At 71.2% G+C, this 15925-nt stretch carries 17 protein-coding genes and 1 pseudogene; 6 read left to right on the top strand and 12 right to left on the bottom strand.

What is annotated here, in order from left to right; translation table 11 throughout:
* Nucleotides 1-42 precede the first annotated feature (42 nt).
* From DNK56_RS02470 to DNK56_RS02445, 6 genes are read right to left on the bottom strand one after another with little or no spacing between them, the layout of a single operon-like run.
* Nucleotides 43-1578 carry an FAD-binding oxidoreductase gene (locus tag DNK56_RS02470; protein WP_111330063.1) on the bottom strand — a complete coding sequence of 512 codons (1536 nt, stop codon included), beginning with the start codon at nucleotides 1576-1578 and terminating at the stop codon, nucleotides 43-45.
* A complete protein-coding gene (locus DNK56_RS02465) occupies nucleotides 1575-1883 on the bottom strand; it encodes a YciI family protein (RefSeq protein WP_111330062.1) in 309 nt (102 codons plus the stop codon). The genes DNK56_RS02470 and DNK56_RS02465 overlap by 4 nt, the downstream gene beginning before the upstream one ends.
* A gap of 46 nt (nucleotides 1884-1929) precedes the next feature.
* Nucleotides 1930-2697: an AfsA-related hotdog domain-containing protein gene (locus DNK56_RS02460; protein ID WP_111330061.1), complete on the bottom strand. Its 768-nt coding sequence runs from the start codon at nucleotides 2695-2697 to the stop codon at nucleotides 1930-1932.
* Between the two features lie 43 nt (nucleotides 2698-2740).
* Nucleotides 2741-3022, bottom strand: coding sequence for a phosphopantetheine-binding protein (locus DNK56_RS02455; RefSeq protein WP_111330060.1), 282 nt, complete (start codon nucleotides 3020-3022; stop codon nucleotides 2741-2743).
* A complete protein-coding gene (locus tag DNK56_RS02450; RefSeq protein WP_111330059.1) occupies nucleotides 3016-3786 on the bottom strand; it encodes an SDR family NAD(P)-dependent oxidoreductase in 771 nt (256 codons plus the stop codon). Before DNK56_RS02450 ends, DNK56_RS02455 begins: the two co-directional genes overlap by 7 nt.
* The gene (locus tag DNK56_RS02445) at nucleotides 3783-5126 is read right to left on the bottom strand and encodes an ANL family adenylate-forming protein (RefSeq protein ID WP_111330058.1); all 1344 of its coding nucleotides are present in this window, start codon (nucleotides 5124-5126) and stop codon (nucleotides 3783-3785) included. The genes DNK56_RS02450 and DNK56_RS02445 overlap by 4 nt, the downstream gene beginning before the upstream one ends.
* 285 nt (nucleotides 5127-5411) lie before the next feature.
* Between DNK56_RS02445 and DNK56_RS02440 the strand changes: the two genes are divergently transcribed.
* A complete protein-coding gene (locus tag DNK56_RS02440) occupies nucleotides 5412-6074 on the top strand; it encodes a 4'-phosphopantetheinyl transferase family protein (RefSeq protein WP_111330057.1) in 663 nt (220 codons plus the stop codon).
* Here the strand turns inward: DNK56_RS02440 and DNK56_RS02435 are convergent.
* From DNK56_RS02435 to DNK56_RS02425, 3 genes are all read right to left on the bottom strand, one after another.
* Nucleotides 6043-6840, bottom strand: coding sequence for an HAD family hydrolase (locus tag DNK56_RS02435; RefSeq protein WP_241989728.1), 798 nt, complete (start codon nucleotides 6838-6840; stop codon nucleotides 6043-6045). The genes DNK56_RS02440 and DNK56_RS02435 overlap by 32 nt on opposite strands.
* The gene (locus DNK56_RS02430; protein ID WP_111330055.1) at nucleotides 6837-7628 is read right to left on the bottom strand and encodes a helix-turn-helix transcriptional regulator; all 792 of its coding nucleotides are present in this window, start codon (nucleotides 7626-7628) and stop codon (nucleotides 6837-6839) included. The genes DNK56_RS02435 and DNK56_RS02430 overlap by 4 nt, the downstream gene beginning before the upstream one ends.
* Before the next feature lie 208 nt (nucleotides 7629-7836).
* Nucleotides 7837-8433: a TetR family transcriptional regulator gene (locus DNK56_RS02425; RefSeq protein ID WP_111330054.1), complete on the bottom strand. Its 597-nt coding sequence runs from the start codon at nucleotides 8431-8433 to the stop codon at nucleotides 7837-7839.
* 172 nt (nucleotides 8434-8605) lie between these two features.
* On the opposite strand from DNK56_RS02425, the gene DNK56_RS02420 reads away from it, so the two are divergent.
* From DNK56_RS02420 to DNK56_RS02410, 3 genes are all read left to right on the top strand, one after another.
* A complete protein-coding gene (locus DNK56_RS02420) occupies nucleotides 8606-8926 on the top strand; it encodes a hypothetical protein (protein ID WP_241989727.1) in 321 nt (106 codons plus the stop codon).
* 114 nt (nucleotides 8927-9040) lie between these two features.
* Nucleotides 9041-10150: a sensor histidine kinase gene (locus tag DNK56_RS02415; RefSeq protein WP_111330052.1), complete on the top strand. Its 1110-nt coding sequence runs from the start codon at nucleotides 9041-9043 to the stop codon at nucleotides 10148-10150.
* Nucleotides 10147-10827: a response regulator transcription factor gene (locus tag DNK56_RS02410; RefSeq protein ID WP_111330051.1), complete on the top strand. Its 681-nt coding sequence runs from the start codon at nucleotides 10147-10149 to the stop codon at nucleotides 10825-10827. Before DNK56_RS02415 ends, DNK56_RS02410 begins: the two co-directional genes overlap by 4 nt.
* A gap of 61 nt (nucleotides 10828-10888) precedes the next feature.
* Here DNK56_RS02410 and DNK56_RS02405 read toward each other — a convergent pair whose 3' ends face one another.
* The gene (locus DNK56_RS02405) at nucleotides 10889-11722 is read right to left on the bottom strand and encodes a UbiA family prenyltransferase (RefSeq protein ID WP_241989726.1); all 834 of its coding nucleotides are present in this window, start codon (nucleotides 11720-11722) and stop codon (nucleotides 10889-10891) included.
* Between the two features lie 247 nt (nucleotides 11723-11969).
* Nucleotides 11970-12557, bottom strand: a complete 588-nt coding sequence (locus tag DNK56_RS02400) for a DUF2165 family protein (RefSeq protein WP_111330049.1) — start codon at nucleotides 12555-12557, stop codon at nucleotides 11970-11972.
* Nucleotides 12558-12825: 268 nt separating this feature from the next.
* On the opposite strand from DNK56_RS02400, the gene DNK56_RS02395 reads away from it, so the two are divergent.
* Nucleotides 12826-13605 (top strand): SDR family oxidoreductase, encoded by a 780-nt coding sequence (locus DNK56_RS02395; protein ID WP_111330048.1) that lies wholly within the window; start codon nucleotides 12826-12828, stop codon nucleotides 13603-13605.
* Nucleotides 13606-13656: 51 nt separating this feature from the next.
* A pseudogene (locus DNK56_RS02390) lies at nucleotides 13657-14458 on the top strand (family 43 glycosylhydrolase); the annotation flags it as partial.
* A 24-nt stretch (nucleotides 14459-14482) separates the two neighbouring features.
* Here DNK56_RS02390 and DNK56_RS02385 read toward each other — a convergent pair.
* Complete coding sequence (locus DNK56_RS02385; protein ID WP_111329909.1) at nucleotides 14483-15751, bottom strand: ISL3 family transposase; 1269 nt, start codon at nucleotides 15749-15751, stop codon at nucleotides 14483-14485.
* Nucleotides 15752-15925: the final 174 nt, after the last annotated feature.

Raw genomic sequence — 15925 nt, 5'->3', positions numbered from 1 at the left:
CAAGGTCTGGGTATCCACGGTTCGACTCCCTATTTCCGCGGGTCAGAGGCCGAGGCCGCGGTAGCGGCGCGGCCAGATTCCGTGCTTGCCGGGGGCGAGGATGCCCTCTGCGTCGAGTGCGTCCTTGATGCGTTCACCGAGCCTGCGCACGGCGTGGTCGTTGAAGCCGTACGTTTCGGCGACTTGGTCCATGAGCACCGGATGGGCGCGCTGTACTCCGTAACCGGCCGCCGCTGCCGCCCGGATCAGGGCCCGGCACAGCTCCAGGGTGAGCGCGCGGTCGTCCGGGTCGAGCGTGTCGAACACCGCCGTGAAGCGGTGGTGCAGCTCGCGGACGCCGACCGCGAACGCGCCCAGGTAGTCCTTGCCGTACGCGTGGGCGTGGTCGCGGGCAAGCGCGTACTGGGCGAGGGCGTCCTCACCGGTCGTGGGCGAGACGGGGGTGAGGTCGAGCCGGCCTCCGTTGGGCAGCCAGCGGTCGGGCTCGTCCGCCACCGGTACGCGGTCGAGCCCGTCCCCGGCGCCGCGGAACCGGGCGCCGGGGACCGCGGCCAGCGCGTCCCGGACGACGGACCACTGCGCGTCCATCACGGCGGGCGCCCCGGCCAGTTCCCCGTAGAGGTTCCAGTAGCCGATGCCCAGGTCCGCCCTCAGAGCGCGGACCGCGCTGTCGGGCAGCGGTCCGGGGCCTGTCCCGTGCACAGTCCGGCCCCCGGCCGCCGCCTGCAGGAGCACACTGCGGACGGTGAGGGTGCCGGTTACGGTGCGGTCCGCCAGCAGTGGGCGCAGCGCGTCCACCAGGGGCCCGAGGTCGTCCTCGCGGGGCAGGGCGACCGCGTACGCCCGGCGGGCGGCGGGTTCGAGGCCCAGCCGTACCCCGAGCTTGGTGACGATCCCGAACGCCGACCGGGCGAACATGGGCCCGAGGGCCGGTCCGCAGCCGTACGGCGTCCAGGGCCCGGATCCTGCACCGGTCAGGGCGGCCATGCCCGTGCGTACGACGTCGCCGTCCGCGAGGACGATCTCCATACCGTACGGGCCGGTGTCGGCTCCCTCGTACCCGGCACCGCCGGTGGATCGCTCCAGCGCCTCTCCGACGACGCTCGCCCATCGCGGGCCCCGGAGCTCCGCGGTCACGCGGTGTTCCGGGGCGAGCCCGGCAAGCCGGTCGGCCAGGTCCTGGAAGGTGACGCCCGGCTCGACGACCGCGTAGCCGCCGGCCGGGTCCACCCCGACGACCCGGTTCAGCCGGGCGAGGTCGACGGCGACGGCCCCCGGCAGCCGGGGCGCCGGGCCGCCGAAGCCGGGGTCGCGCCCCGGCAGCACCGGCGAGAGCGGCACCCCGAAGGCTCCGGCGATCCGGACCACCGCCCGGACGTCCTCGACGGTCCCGGGCATCAGAGCGGCGGAGGCGCTGAAGTGGCCGTCGTCCAGCACGGGTTGTGGGTCCGCGTAGCCCGGCAGCCCGACCGCGCCCTCGGTCAGGACCCACTGCCTGCCCAGGGCCACCCGGAAGGCGGCCAGGGCTCGGGTGAAGTCCCGGCCGTCCACTCCGGGCGGGAGCCGGCGGACCATCATGGCGTGTCTGTCCCGATCCGGACCGGGGACCGCTCCGAGGGAACGAACGCCCGGACGTCGACGCGTTCCCATACCCCGGACACGGCGAACGGGTCGCCGGTGGCGAACTCCTCCGCCTCGGCCCGGTCGGCGGCCTCGATCACGATCAGGCTGCCGACCGCGGTGGTGCCGTCCTCGGCCGTCAGCGGCCCGTACAACACGGGCCGTACGCTCGCGGCGCGCAGCCGCGCCGAGTGGGCCGGGCGCTGGGCGGCGCGCAGCTCCGCGCTGCCCGGTGCGTCGACGCAGTGGATCGCCCACAGCATGTTCCCGCTCCTTCCGTCGCGTTTCGAGAGGATGCGCTTATGGATGTCAGGCGGCGGCGCGTTCGGCGCTGACCGCGGGGGCGGACTGCTCGCGGAGCCGGGTCAGCTCGCTGACGACGGCCTGGCGGGCGGCGAGCTTCTCCTGCTTGACGGAGAACCGCTCCGGAATGACCCGGTACTCGGCCTCCACCGAGCTGGCCGGCTTCTCGCCGTGGAAGAAGCCGACCCGGCACCGGAAGACCGATCCGACCGGGCCGCGTCTGTGCTCCAGCAACTCGTACTGGGCGGTCGCGGGCAGCGGGAAGACGAAGCTGTGGAACTCGGAGCTGACCGCGCTGATGACGAAACGGGTGCGCTCGGGTCCGGTGACGAAGAACTGTTCAGTGACCACTGTCCACAGTTGGCGGGCAGCCTCCAGAAGGGTGATCGCCGGGATGTGCTGCCCCGTGAGGTGGTCCTCAAGGACCTCGACCCGCTCGTCGATGACGAGATCCGCGACGAAGCGCTTCTCCCCGATCTGGCCGACCGGGCCGATGAGGACGTTCTTCGCGTCGTGCTTGTGGGTGAGCCGGCGCTCGGCCGGTTCCGGAACGCCGCCCTTGCCCAGCGACACGGTGGACCCGTGCGCCGCGGCGAGGGTGCGTATCTCGGCGAGCTGGCCGGCGCTGAGGCCCTGACCGATGCTGACGGACAGGCTCTCGGGCAGTTCCCCGGCGCGCAGCCGGGCAATCAGCTCGGAGACGGGGACGGTGCCCCGGTTGGCCAGGAAGTCCTCGAAACGGTCCCCGACGGCGATGAGTGCTTCGTGCGACATGTCGATCCCTCCGGAGTTCGGGCTGATGGGTGGGGAGTGGTGCTCAGACGGCGGTGGCCGCCAACTGCTCGACCGTGCGGACGTAGGCGTCGGACAGGGCGCCGACCGTACGGACGTCGGAGATGACGTACTCCTCCTCGAACGGGTCCACTCCCAGCTCCATCTCCAGCTGGATGACCAGGCGGGCCAGCAGCAGCGAGTTGAGCCCCAGCTCGTGCAGGAACTCGGCGCCGGTGAGCGTCGGGTGCGTGGCGCGCTCGGCCTCGGCCAGCAGCGCGTTGATCTCCTGATGGACCACGGCGGTGATGTCGGCTGCGATCAGCATGTGATTCCTCCGTCTACGACGATCGACTGTCCGGTGATGAATGACGATGCGGGCGAGATGAGGTAGAGAACGGCGTCGGCGATTTCGTTCATGGTGCCGAGCCGCCCGAGCGGGGTGCGGTTCTGAATGCGCTCCCGGTTCCGGTCGGTGACGTCCTCGGTCATGTCACTGTCGAAGAATCCGGGCACCAGCGAATTGACGCGGATATTGAAGGCCCCGAGTTCGCGGGCCAGGCTCCGGCTGAATCCGTCGAGCCCGGCCTTGGTGGCGGCGTACACCGCCACGCCCCGGTAGCCGCGGATCGCGTTGATGGACGAGATGTTGAGGATCTGGCCGCCGCCCTGGCGGGCCATCGCGCGGGCGCATGCCTGGGCGATGGTGATCGGGGCGAGGAGGTTGCTCGCGATCAGCGTCTCGGTCTGCTTGCGGGAGGTGGTGAGGAAGAGTTCCTGGTGCAGCACGGCCGCGTTGTTGACCAGCAGATCGACCCGGCCGAAGCGGCGGACCGCCGTACGGACGACTCCGCGCAGTGCGTCCGGGTCGCCGAGGTCGGCGGCCTCCCAGAGGAAGCTCTCGCCCCGCTCGGCCTGGAGGCCCTTGACGAAGTCGTTGGCGGACCGGCTGAAGGTGGCGACCCGCCAGCCGTCGGCGAGGAGGCGCTCGACCAGGAGCCGGCCCAGGCCGCGGCTGCCGCCGCTGACGAGGGCGACACGGTCCTCGCCGGCCGCGCCCTCGGGCGCTTCGGCAGCTTCCGGCGCGCTCACGCGGCGCTCCGGATCTTCTTGTAGCGGTCCGAGTGCTGCGGGGCGGCGGAGACCTCGACCAGGACCGGCACCTTGTACGCCTCCAGGCGCCTGCCGCAGTACTCGCGCACGCGGCGGGTGACGGAGCGCCGGTCCTCGTCCTCGACCAGCCGCACGGTGGCCTTGACGACCATGCCGGTGACCGGGCTCGGGCGGCCGCTGACGGTGGCATCCGCGATGTTCTCGACCTCCAGCAGGACGCTCTCGACCTCGCTGGGGTAGACCTTCTCACCACCCACGTTGATGATCTCGGAGTCGCGGCCCAGGATGCGTACCCAGTCGCCGTCCACCTCCACCACGTCCTGTGTGTTGAAGAAACCGTCCTCGTCGAAGGGCGCGGGGGCGTTGAGGTAGCCGAGCATGGCCATCTCGGAGCGGATCCACAGGATGTTGTCGATGATCCGGTGCTCGAAGCCCGCCGTGCCGAGCTTCACCCACAGGGTGTCGTCGCCGCGCGAGCGGGTCGGCAGGATGCCCAGCTCGGACAGCCCGTACGTCTGCTTGAGCCGTACGCCCGGCAGCATCTCGCCGAGCCGGCGCAGCGTCTGGAGCGGCATGGGCTCGGTGCCGTACGTGATCAGCTTCAGCGAGTCGGTGGCGTACCGCTCGTGGGCGCCGGAGATCAGGACCATGTTCAGGAAGGTCGGCGTGGTCGGCAGGATCTGCACCCGGTGCCGGGCGATCGCCTCGAAAACGGCATCCGGGGTGCGCTCGGCGACCGTCACCACGGTCCCGCCCTGACTCAGCGTGTGCAGCAGGGTGTTGACGCCACCGATGTGGTCCAGGCTCAGGAAAGACAGAATGCGCGAGGGGCGGGTGGGCTCGCCGTAGCGGGCCAGGACCTTGTCGAAGTCGAGCACCGATGCCTTACTTCGGCCGGTCGTACCGGAGCTGAACAGCACCAGGCCGGGCCGAGCCGCGTCCCGCAGCTCCTGGTAGAGCGTGTGGTCCGCGACGCGGCCGGTGCGCTCGCAGCGGTGCACACCGCCCTCGTCCACCTGGATGACGACCTCGACCTCGGCCACGTCCAGGAACTCCGCGCGCTTGGCAGCCGGCAGGACAGTGAGCGGGACGACGACGACCCCGCGCTCGATCAGCGCCAGCAGACCGGCGCACGCCTGCGGCGAGTACGCCCCCTCCAGCGTGACGACCTCGCCGGGGCGAACCTCGTGCCGGTCCAGGAAGCGGCGCCACCCGGCGACGAGCGCGAGCAGGTCCTCGTAGCGGTAGCTGCGGCCCTCGAAAGCGACGGCCTCGGAATCCCGGAAGGATTCCAGTCGGGTCAGAAAAGGATGCGTCATCTTCTTCTCCTGGTGATGAATTCGTTTCGGTTCGTTCTCGGTTCGCTTTCGATGAATTCAAGCTAACCTGCGGTAATTCATCGCTCAATATGGCTTTTATGAGCCCTCGTACGGGGCGGTCGATCGGGGTAGCCGATCGGACATGTAGCGGAAGGGGCATCGACGGGCGCATAGTCGAAGGCGTAACGCACGACTGCCGTGACCTGTCCTGGGATGGCAGCGGGCCGCCGAATCCGGCCGGCCCCGGTGCGCCGGTTCTCCGGCGCGTTGCCCCCAGGAGCAGAAGTGATCCAGCAGATCCTGCCATCCGCCGTCGTCTGCGCCGACGCCACTGCCGACCTCCCCGGAGCCCGAGTGCTGCCGGAGGAGGAGCCGTTGCTCGCGAAGTGCGTGGAGCACCGGCGCCGCGAGTTCACCACGACCCGGCACTGCGCCCGCCGGGCGATGTCGGCGCTGGGCGTACCGCCCGCCCCGGTCCTGCCGGGTGCCAAGGGCGAACCGCGCTGGCCGGCCGGAGTGACCGGCAGCATGACCCACTGCGACGGCTACCGGGCGGCGGCGCTCACCCGCAGCGACCGTTTCCACAGCGTGGGGATCGACGCGGAGCGCCACGCGCCGCTGGAGGAGTCGATGGTGCGGCACATCTCGGTGTCCTCCGAGCGGGAGCACCTGGCCGCGCTGACCCGGGCCAGAAGCGAAGTGCACTGGCCCACGGTGATGTTCAGCGCGAAGGAGACCGTCTACAAGACGTGGTACCCGCTCACCGGCCGGTGGCTCGGCTTCCGGGACGTCCGGCTGGCGTTCGACGCGGAGGCCGGCACGTTCCGGGCCCGGCTGATGGTGCCCGGCCCGGTGGTGGACGGCTCCCGCCTGGGATGGTTCACCGGGCACTGGGCGGTGCGCGACGGGCTGGTGCTCACCGCGATCGCGCTGCGCCGGGGGCGGTGAGCCCGGCGGGCTCCCGGTCGGCGAGGCCGGTCAGCGCGGACGCCTCCCACGCTCCCGCCGTACGCAACTGGCCCGGCGCCGCCGAGAGGACCGGCCAGTCCAGCCGCTGGGCGTGCTCGATCAGGACCCGGTCGGTACCGCCGACGACCACGGGGCGGCCGACCGCGAGAAGCATGTCGAGGTCGCTCGCGTGGTCTCCGTAACAGCTCGACCCGGCGGCGTTCAGGCCACGTTCGGCGATGGTCTCGCGGACCGCGTCGGCCTTGACGGAGCCGATCATCGGACGCTCCACCTCGCCGGTGAGCCGCCCGTCCGGCCCAACGACCGGTTCCGAGCACAGGATCAGGTCCGCGCCCAGGTCCTCGGCCAGCGGTTCCAGGCAGCCCGGGAACGAGCCGGAGACCAGCACCACCAGGTCACCCGCCTCCCGGTGCCGGCTCGCGGCGGCCCAGGTGGCGACGGTGACGGCGGCGGGCCCGCGCCGGTACTCCTCGTACCAGGCGCGCGCGGCGGCCCACAGCTCGTCCCTCGGGACGCCGGCGAACCCGCGGTAGTAGCGGCGGTTGATCTCCGAGCGGTGCACCCCGGAGTCGGCGGCCTCGCGGACACCGGCCATCACGGCCGCGTGGCCGGAGCCGTCGTCGCCGTGGCGGGCCATCCAGAACCGCAGGAAGTCGAACATGCTCTTGGTGTTGATCAGCGTCTCGTCGACGTCGAAGAAGGCGGCACGAGCAGCGCCGTTGACGGGCTTCATCACGTTCCTCACCAGCCGGTTTCGTAGGCGGAGGCCGACTCGTGGGCAGCGGTCGGCGGGGCGTAGGGGTGCGGGGCGGCGGCCGGGCGGCCACACAGGCCCTCGCGCAGGGCACGGGCTGCGGCGAGCGTGCGGTTGGGGCAGTTGAGCTTGGCGAGGATGTTGGCGACCAGCCGCTTCGCCCCGTGCTCGGAGATCCGCAGCCGGCGCCCGATCTGCTTGTTGCTGAGCCCGTCCACGACGAGCGTCAGCGCCTCGCGTTCGCGCGGGGTGAGCCGGGGCACGGCCGGGATCTCCCGGGCGCCGCGCCCGGCGAGCTCCAGCAGGGACCGGGTCAGGGCGGCCGGTATGCGGACCTCGCCGGCCCGCATCGAGCCGAGCGTGTCGGCGAGGGCCGCAGCATCCAGGCCGTCCGAGAACAGCACCGAGGCGCCCGCCACGGAGGCGACCCGGTCGAGGTCCACGGACCGGGCGTCGGGCAGGAGCAACAGCACCCGCACCCCGTACGCGGTGACGCGGTGCAGCACCGAGTCGTGGTTCAGGTCGGCCGGCTCCGGGACGACGAGCAGGAGGTCGGTGCGCGGGTCGTGGACGGCGTCCACGGCGGCGGCCAGCTCCGCGAAGGACCGGCAGCCGGTACCCGGGTCCACGGCGCCGAGCATCCGCTCCAGGCCGTAGCGCTGGAGGTCGTCGCGGACGGAGAGGATGACGTGTGCCGCCTGCCGCGGGAGCAGCTGCGGCGAGGTGGTGCGGCGTACCGGTGGAGAGGCGACTGCCAGAGCCGCGCGATTCTGCGACATTGCCCTTACCCCCATGGGTCCTTGTCGGTGACCGCCGGGGTCACCCGTATGCAAGGAACGCTAGACGCGTCAAGGGCCTCCGCGGCCGTCACTGCCTCCTAGTCCGGGTGGCGGCGGACCGAAAGTGGTAGCCCGGATACCTCGGGGGTACCCGGTCGGTGGGAGTGCCCTCCGGGAGCGCGGGAACGCCCCCGGTGGCGGGAGCCCCTCATGCCGCCGGAGCCACGAGTGGCACGTCGGACAGGGCCTGGCGGGCGAAGGCGACGACATGGGCGCGTAGGTCCAGGCCGCCGGCCTCCGCGTCGGGCCCGAGGATCAGCCGGGCGAGCTGCGGCACCGCGTTGGGCCAGGCCGCGAGCCCGATCAGGCTCAGCAGACAGGCCGCGACGCGCGGTGACGCCTCGGTACCGAAGCTCGCGGCAAGGGCCTCGATCTTCTCCTCGTAGTGGCCCCGGCGGCCCTCCTCATTGGGCAGGACGGCGTCGCGGTAGTGCAGGCCCTCCCAGAAGAAAAGCCGGACCAGGACCGGGTTGTCCCGGTGGAAGTCGTACACCCGGCCGACGTACTCGGCGGGGTCGTCGCCCGCCCGGAGCGGGACGGCGGCGGCCAGCTCGTCCAGCGCACGCCCCACGACGGCGTCGAACAGCTTCTGCTTGTTACCGAAGTAGCCGTAGATCCGTTCCTTGTTCACGCCGGCCAGCTCCGCGATCCGGTCGACGCGTGCTCCGGCGATGCCGTGAGCTGCGAATTCCTCCTTCGCCGCAGCGAGGAGCCGTTCCTTGGTGTGGGTCGTGTCCGAGGTCATGCCACCAGCGTAGAACGGCTCCCCCACATTGCCAACCAACTGGATGGTTGACATCCAACTAGTTGGTTGGCATTGTGGAACACGTCGCCGCGGGCAGCACCACCGCCCAGGCCCCAGGACAGGACCAGCGACAGCGCCGCACCAAGAAGCCCTCACACACCACACAACCCGGATGGGACCCTTCATGACCACCGTCGCCCGCCCCGCCGCCGCTTCCTCCGCCGCCACCGCCACCGACCGGAATCAGCCCCGGACCGCCGCCCCCGCACAGCCGGCCACGCCGCCCTCGGTCCACATGCGCGCTCTGCTCACCTGGATCGCGGTCTTCGGCGCCCTCACCGTCGTCCAGATGCTGCTCGGCCCCTACGTCAAGGGCTTCCCGATGCTCCTGCGCACCCTGGTGATCACCGGCATCGTCGTCCCGGCGGTCGTCTACACGCTGATGCCGAACCTTCTCAAGGTCCGCGCCGCCGTGCGGCGCCGCCTCCGCTGAGCCGCAGGCCGCCTGGCTGATTCCAGCCATCACCGCCACGCAGTCCGCAAATCGGCTTATCCTGCACCGGTTCGGCGCTGGATGAACAGTTGAGCCCCGCGGGAGGAGAGCGTGATGAGAGAACCGGCCCACAGCCGTCTCGGCAGCCGCCAGGGCGGCCCGCCCGCGAAGCGTTTCAGGGCGTACGAGGACGAGGTCATCGCCCTCTACCAGACCCGGCTGCGCGGCATCAGCAGCCCGCTCGCCGCCGATCCGGAAGTATGGGCACAGTGCGAGTTACAGGGCCGGCGGGTCTTCCACGACTGCGCCGACAGTCTGGAGGCCGGCCTCACGGAGGTCTCCGACAGCCAGATCGCCGAAGTCGTCGACCTCGGCGGCACCCGTGTCCAGCAGGGCGTCCACCTCACCCACTCCGTACGGGCCGGTGTCATCCTCTTCGACACCGTCCTGGACCGCCTCCTCGAATGCACTGCGGGCGTCGAGGGCGCCGACCGGGCCTACTCGGCGGCCATCCGGGCTCTTCAGCGGGGCATCGGCCGGCGGCTGGAGGTCGGCTCGATCGCGTACGACTCGTTCATGCTCGCCCGCGTCCGCGAGGTGCACGACAAGGGACACCGCAGACTGGCCCGCGAGATCCATGACCAGATCGGCAACTCTCTCAGTCTCGCCATGCGCCAACTGGAGCTGTACGAGCACCAGATGACCCAGCTGGACACCGATGTGCCCAAGGAGGTGCGGGCCGCCCAGGACGCCATCCTGGAGACTCTGTCCCACACCCGCGAGCTGGTCACCGAACTGCGAAGACCCGCCGTCACCGGCTGCCTGGAGGCGGCGCTCGCCGACTTCGTCGCCTCCATGGGGGACGAGCGCGTCCCCGTACAACTGTGGGTACGCGGCCTGGACGAGTGGATTCCGGCTCCGGTCGCGGAGGAGGTTTTCGTCATGGTCCGCGAGTGCCTGCGCAATGCCTTCCAGCACGCGGAGGCCGGCAACATCGTCGTCCACATCGACATCGCCCCGCACGAGATCCAGAGCGAGATCATCGACGACGGCCTCGGCTTCGACGTGGAACAGGTCCTCGTCGGGGACCGCGCCAACGGCCTCACCGGCCTCCAGGAACGCACCGACCTCCTCGGCGGCACCCTGCACATCGGCTCGTCCACCGGCCGGGGCACTCACGTCACCATGTGGATACCGATCAAGGAGGACCCGTCCCTCCGATGAACACCACCGCCCCCGAATCCGTACGCATCCTCGTCGCCGACGACCACACGCTGCTGCGCGAGGCCCTGTGCGACCTGCTGCGTTCCGAGCCCGGCTTCGAGATCGTCGCCCAGGCGGGCAACGGTGAGGACGCCATCCGGCTCGCCGCCGCGCACCGCCCGGACGTCGTCCTGCTCGACATCGAGATGCCGCGCAACGACCCCCCGGTCACCGTCCGCCGACTGCTCCAGGGCGACCCCGGCCTCCGCATCATCGTCTTGAGCATGTACGACGGCCGTCAACTCGTGGGGGAGCTCCTGCACCTGGGTATCAGCGGGTATCTGCACAAGAGCACCGGCCGCGACACCCTGATCTCCGCCGTCCGCTCCCGCGAGGGCGGCGACGAACTGCGCACCGTCACGGTATCGGTCTCACCCGACAGCCTGCGTGCCCCGCTGCCCGTGCCCGACGGCGCGGGCGGCCTCTCGGACCGCGAATCCGAGGTACTGACCCTGGTGTCCCAGGCCATGAGCAACCGTCAGATCGCGGTGAGGCTCGGCATCGCCGAAGGCACCATCAAGCGGCACATGCGGAACATCTTCACCAAGCTGGACGCCGTCTCCCGGATCGACGCCGTCAACAAGGCCGTCGAACGGGGCCTGCTCCCCCAGCCCGAGCCGCCCCGCCGCCGCTTCTGACACGTCCGCGCCCCGCACACGAGGAGTGCGCGGGGCGCGGACATCCGGTCGGACCGCTTGGTCAGACGGCGAGGAACAGCCCTGCCAACAGGGTCAGATGAACCAGGTGCTGCGTCACCATGAAGGCGCGGTACGGGGTACGGCCCCGGTTCTCGTCACCCTGCGTGGTGGCACAGAGTACGGCCACCACCACGGCCCCGCCCGCCAGCACCGCGGCCGCCGGAATCAGCGGGGTGTACAGGCCGAGCAGCGCGGCGGCCGGGAAGCCGCCGCCGACCAGCAGGGCCCCGGCCCCGCCCACCAGCCGGGCGGTGGTGTCGCCCCAGGCGGTCACCGAGGTACGGCGGCCCGCCGCCGCGTCCCCCCGTACATGGGAGAAGTCCTTGGTCACGGCCCCCACCCCGCACATCCACAGCGACATCGCGGCGGCCAGCACCAGCACCGCCGCCGGCGGACGCCCCTCCTCCACCGCCGTCCAGCCCGCTGCGTAGGTGAGCAGTCCCATCAGCAGCACGGACCCGGAGGTGCCGGCAGCGCTGCGCTTGAGCTGGAAGGGTGCCGCCGAGTAGGCGTAGCCGAGGAAGAGGAACGCCAGGTCGAACGTGATCAGCAGGACGTTGTCGCAGGCCAGCGCGATGATGACGGAGCCGGCCGCGGAGAGCCAGGTCAGCCGGGCGGCGATGGCCGGAGCCAGGTCGCCCCGCGCGATCGGCCGACCGGTGCGGTTGAGCCGGTCCTCCTGGACGTCCGACACTCCATTGATGCCGTACGTGAACAGGGTGGCCAGCACCCAACTGACGGCCGGGGCGATGAGCCGGGGCGCCGCCCCCGCGAACCCGCCCCCGGTGGTGACCGCCGCAGCGGCCAGGAAACGCATCAGAAAGATGATCTGCACACAGACACGCGCCTCTTCGACGAAGAGAACGACGGCGCGTGCCGCACCTGCGATCCGCAGGGTGGAAGTAGGTGTCCCGGAATTGATCTGTGCGGTGTATGCCCCCATGACATGGGACACTAATGACGTGCCCAGGACACACACATGCCCCATCGGCGGTCCTTCCGATACCCCTTTTGGGTAAGGGGTCGTATCGGAAGGACCGCCGGCGGGGCATGTGCGGGGAGGGGCCTGCACGCGGGCCGGATCAGCGTTCCTGCTGGGCGCCGGTCACCGAGGGCAGGTTGACCAGGAGGGCGGCGAGCAGCCCGATGATGAGCCCCGTGAAGTGGACCTGCTGGGCGGCACCGATGTAGATCCAGTAGCCGAAGAACATGCCGCCGGAGAGAAACAACAGGAACAGCCCAGCAAAGGCGCCCAGCGCGATGTTGGCGCGCTGGGTGGTGACCATCCCGGTCTCCTGGCCGAGCGCCCGACGCCACAACCCGTACGCGGCGCGGGCCAGCAGGGCGACGATCAGGACCTCGTAGACGATGACACCGATCAGTGTCGGGGCAGCCATCGACTCGGGGAGCGCGCGCCACTCCAGGCCGTTGCCCCGGATGGGGTCGCTGACCAGGTCGTGCATGGTCAGCATGGAGCCGATGAGCGCCTTGTTGGTGCCGAAGTCGTTGAGGTTGTTGAGCGTGACGAGGCCGAGCCAGAGGGTGAGGCCACTCATCAGGAAGGCGTTGAGCGCGGCCAGCCGGGAACGGACAGCGAGGTCCGGCCGGCCGGTGGTCTGCGGGCCCGCCGTGCTCTTCGTCTCGGTGGGCCGGTCGGCGGTCAGTGCCATGGGAGGACTCCTCGGAGCAGAAGGGGAAGGGAGCGGTGCGATGGCTTCAGCGTGCCGGGGTCCGGGCCGCCCCGGCAGCTCCCTCTTCGAGCTGCCCGGCCGGGGTGGCCGGGCCGCGTGACCACGAGGGACACCCGTACGGGCTGCCCACGCGGGCACGGCGTACGAAGGGACGCACGGCGTACGGGGCGGGGCAGGGTGTGCAGGGCCGCGCTCGGGGGCGAATTCCGTTGCTCGGAGGGGGCTTCGTCCAGCAGGATCGACCCCCGTGACCCACGCAGACACCTTCCCCGCCGCATCCCGTCCGCTCGCCCTGATCACCGGCGTCGGCCGCACCGTCGGCATCGGCGCCGGGATCGCGCGTCAACTCGCCGCCTCCGGCTGGGACATCGCCTTCACCTACTGGACGCCCTACGACCGCCGGATGGACTGGGGCGAGGAGCGGGGCGCGGCCGGGGCCATCGAGGCGTCGCTCGCCGCGCACGGCGCCCGCACCGCCGCGATCGAGGCGGACCTGATCGACCCGGACGCCCCCACCCGGATCTTCGACGAGGCCGAGAGCCGCATCGGGCCGGTCACCGCGCTGGTGCTCAGCCACGCCGAGTCCGTGGACTCCGGCCTCCTGGACACCACCCTGGCGAGTTTCGACCGCCACTTCGCGGTGAACGCCCGCGCCACCTGGCTGCTCATCCGGGAGTACGCGCTGCGCTTCCGGGCCCCCTCGGGCAGCGGCCGGATCGTCGCGCTCACCAGCGACCACACGGTCGGCAACCTGCCGTACGGGGCCAGCAAGGGCGCCCTGGACCGCATCACCCTGGCCGCCGCGCGCGAACTGGCCCACCTGGGAGTCACGGCCAACGTCGTCAACCCCGGCCCGATCAACACCGGCTGGATGACCGAGGAGCTGGCGGAGGAGCTGCGCCTGGGCACCCCGCTGGGCCGGCTCGGCACCCCGCAGGACACCGCCCATCTGGTGGACTTCCTCTGCTCCCCGCAGGGCCAGTGGGTCAACGGCCAGCTCCTCAAGAGCAACGGCGGAGCCGCGTAGGGGCTCACCGGACGCCCCCTGGACCTCTTGACGCGCGCCGCGCCGGTGGCGCGGATCACCCCGGACACCCGCGCCTCCGGCGGCATCTACGCACCGACCCTCCGGCACCACGACGGCCGGTTCTGGCTGATCGTCACCAACGTCGAGGTGGGCAACCTGCTGTTCACCGCCACCGACCCGGCCGGACCCTGGTCCGATCCGGTCCCGCTCCCCGGTGTACCGGGCATCGACCCGGACCTCGCCTGGGACGAGGACGGCACCTGCTGGTGCACCGTCGCCGGGGTCTCCCAGGTCCGCATCGACCCGTACACCGGCGAGACCTTCGGCGAACCCCGGCGCATCTGGTCCGGGGCGTCCGGGGCGAAGGCGCCCGAGGCACCGCACCTCTACCGGATCGGCGACCACTGGTACCCGCTGATCGCGCAGGGCGGCACCCTGCGCAGAACACCGGCCACGGCGACCTGGTCCAGAGCCCGGACGGCTGCGGCGGCCTCGCGGTCCGCCTGGACGAGGCGCACCACTACGCGGTCGAGACGGACGGTGCCGAGATCCGCCTCGTCGCCCGCATCGGCTCCCTGCGCACGGTGGTCGCCGCCGTTCCGGCCCCCGCCGGCCCGGTCACCCCCGGCATCGACGTACGCCGCACCGCGCCGCCCGTCGCGCCGTGCACCGGGCCGGACACGATCACCCTGGGCCACGAGGACCCGGCACCTTCACCGCACTCGGCACGCTGGACGGCCGCTACCTCTCCACCGAGGCGACGGGCGGCTTCACGAGCCGGGTGATCGGCCTGTACGCGGCCGACGGCACGGTCCACTTCGACTGGTTCGCGTACGAGGGGCTGGAGGAATAGGGGCTCTCCTGTCGGATCCGTGGGTCATCGGTTCGCGGGTTGACGTCCTGGTAGGTGGGGTCGGTGTCCGCCGAGGCTGAGCATGGCGAGGGCGATGAGGGCGGTGGGGTTCTTGAAGCCGAAGGCGATGCGGGTGATGAGCCGGATCTTGGTGTTCATCGATTCGACGAGTCCGTTGGACAGGCCGTGCTCGGCCGCTGCGGTGATCGCGTCCCAGTGCCGGACGATGGAGCGTTGCAGGTCGACGAAGGCGTCGATGCGGCAGCGGCGGGCCCACAGCACCCAGTCCCACAGAGCCTCGGGGGTGTCGGTGCCGGACTTCAGGGCGAGACGGAGTCCCTCCTTCAGGAGGTAGGCGCGGTGGAGGACGGGATGGGCCTTGGCGACGAACTCCAGCTGGGAACGCTGGTACTGCGTGAGATCTTCGGGGTTCTTCCACAGCGCGAAGCGGGCCTTCTTCAGCGACTTCGATCCCGGCGTGGCCCGGCCCTTGCCCTTGCGCTCGGCGTTCCAGACCTCACGGCGCACGACGTCCAGGGCGTCGGTCGCCCACTTCACCGTGTGGAAGGGGTCCATCACGCGCACAGCGTCGGGGCAGTGTGCGGCAACCGGGCCGGTGACCCAGTCCGCCGCGTCGGCCGACACATGCGTGATCCCCGCGGAGCGTTCAGGGCCGAGGAGGTCGAAGAACTTGTTCAAGGTGGCCCTGTCCCGCCCGGGTTCGGCCCACAGCAGACGGCCCGAATCATGGTCCACGACGACAGTCAGGTACTTGTGCCGCTTCTTGTAGCTGATCTCGTCGATCCCGATCCGCCGCAGTCCGGCCAGCCGGTCGGCCTGCGCCTCGGCATCCGACCAGACCCGGGCGACCACGGCGCCGACCGTGCGCCATCCGATCCGCATCAGCCGGGTGACGGCCGTCTTCGAGCAGCAGGTGGCCAGCCAGGCGGCCTGCGCGTCGAAGGCGTAGGTGTGGCCGGCCCGGTGCCGGGCCCAGGGCACCGCCGCCACGGTCACCCCGTGCTCGGGGCAGGACACCCGCGGCGCGTCGGCCTCGATGAACGCCTTGAGTACCCCGACGTCCAGGGCCCGCCAGCGACGGCGTCCCTCTCCGGCGTCGTACTTCGCCGCCTTGCGGCCGCACACCCCGCACCGCTGCCGCCGTCCCCGAGCCGGACGGGCATGAGCGACGATCACCAGATCGTCGCCGCTGTCGGCCTCCTCGGCCTCGACCTGCTCGATCACCGTCTTTTCGACATCGAGCAGCCTGGCCCATATCCTCGTGTTCCGCACGCCGTACCTGGTTCTTCCGTTTCGTACCTTCAGCAGTCGAAACGTACTCCGGGTGCGGCGTGTTCTGCGCATACCCCCAGGTCAGCGACCCACGGAAGCGACAGGAGAGCCGGAATAGGGCGGCCGGCCGCAGGCTTCGCGGGGGCGGCTCCGCGAGGGGCGGCGCGCACCGGT

Source organism: Streptomyces sp. AC1-42W (assembly GCF_003248355.1).
Lineage (GTDB): Bacteria > Actinomycetota > Actinomycetes > Streptomycetales > Streptomycetaceae > Streptomyces.
Note: the sequence above shows the minus strand (reverse complement) of the source record. Positions and strands in the feature narration are given on the sequence as shown.

Coding starts and splice junctions, on each gene's coding strand:
- DNK56_RS02470 (WP_111330063.1), bottom strand. CDS start 1,578: ATGATGGTCCGCCGGCTCCCGCCCGGAGTGGACGGCCGGGACTTCACC.
- DNK56_RS02465 (WP_111330062.1), bottom strand. CDS start 1,883: ATGCTGTGGGCGATCCACTGCGTCGACGCACCGGGCAGCGCGGAGCTG.
- DNK56_RS02460 (WP_111330061.1), bottom strand. CDS start 2,697: ATGTCGCACGAAGCACTCATCGCCGTCGGGGACCGTTTCGAGGACTTC.
- DNK56_RS02455 (WP_111330060.1), bottom strand. CDS start 3,022: ATGCTGATCGCAGCCGACATCACCGCCGTGGTCCATCAGGAGATCAAC.
- DNK56_RS02445 (WP_111330058.1), bottom strand. CDS start 5,126: ATGACGCATCCTTTTCTGACCCGACTGGAATCCTTCCGGGATTCCGAG.
- DNK56_RS02430 (WP_111330055.1), bottom strand. CDS start 7,628: ATGTCGCAGAATCGCGCGGCTCTGGCAGTCGCCTCTCCACCGGTACGC.
- DNK56_RS02425 (WP_111330054.1), bottom strand. CDS start 8,433: ATGACCTCGGACACGACCCACACCAAGGAACGGCTCCTCGCTGCGGCG.
- DNK56_RS02420 (WP_241989727.1), top strand. CDS start 8,606: ATGGGACCCTTCATGACCACCGTCGCCCGCCCCGCCGCCGCTTCCTCC.
- DNK56_RS02415 (WP_111330052.1), top strand. CDS start 9,041: ATGAGAGAACCGGCCCACAGCCGTCTCGGCAGCCGCCAGGGCGGCCCG.
- DNK56_RS02410 (WP_111330051.1), top strand. CDS start 10,147: ATGAACACCACCGCCCCCGAATCCGTACGCATCCTCGTCGCCGACGAC.
- DNK56_RS02400 (WP_111330049.1), bottom strand. CDS start 12,557: ATGGCACTGACCGCCGACCGGCCCACCGAGACGAAGAGCACGGCGGGC.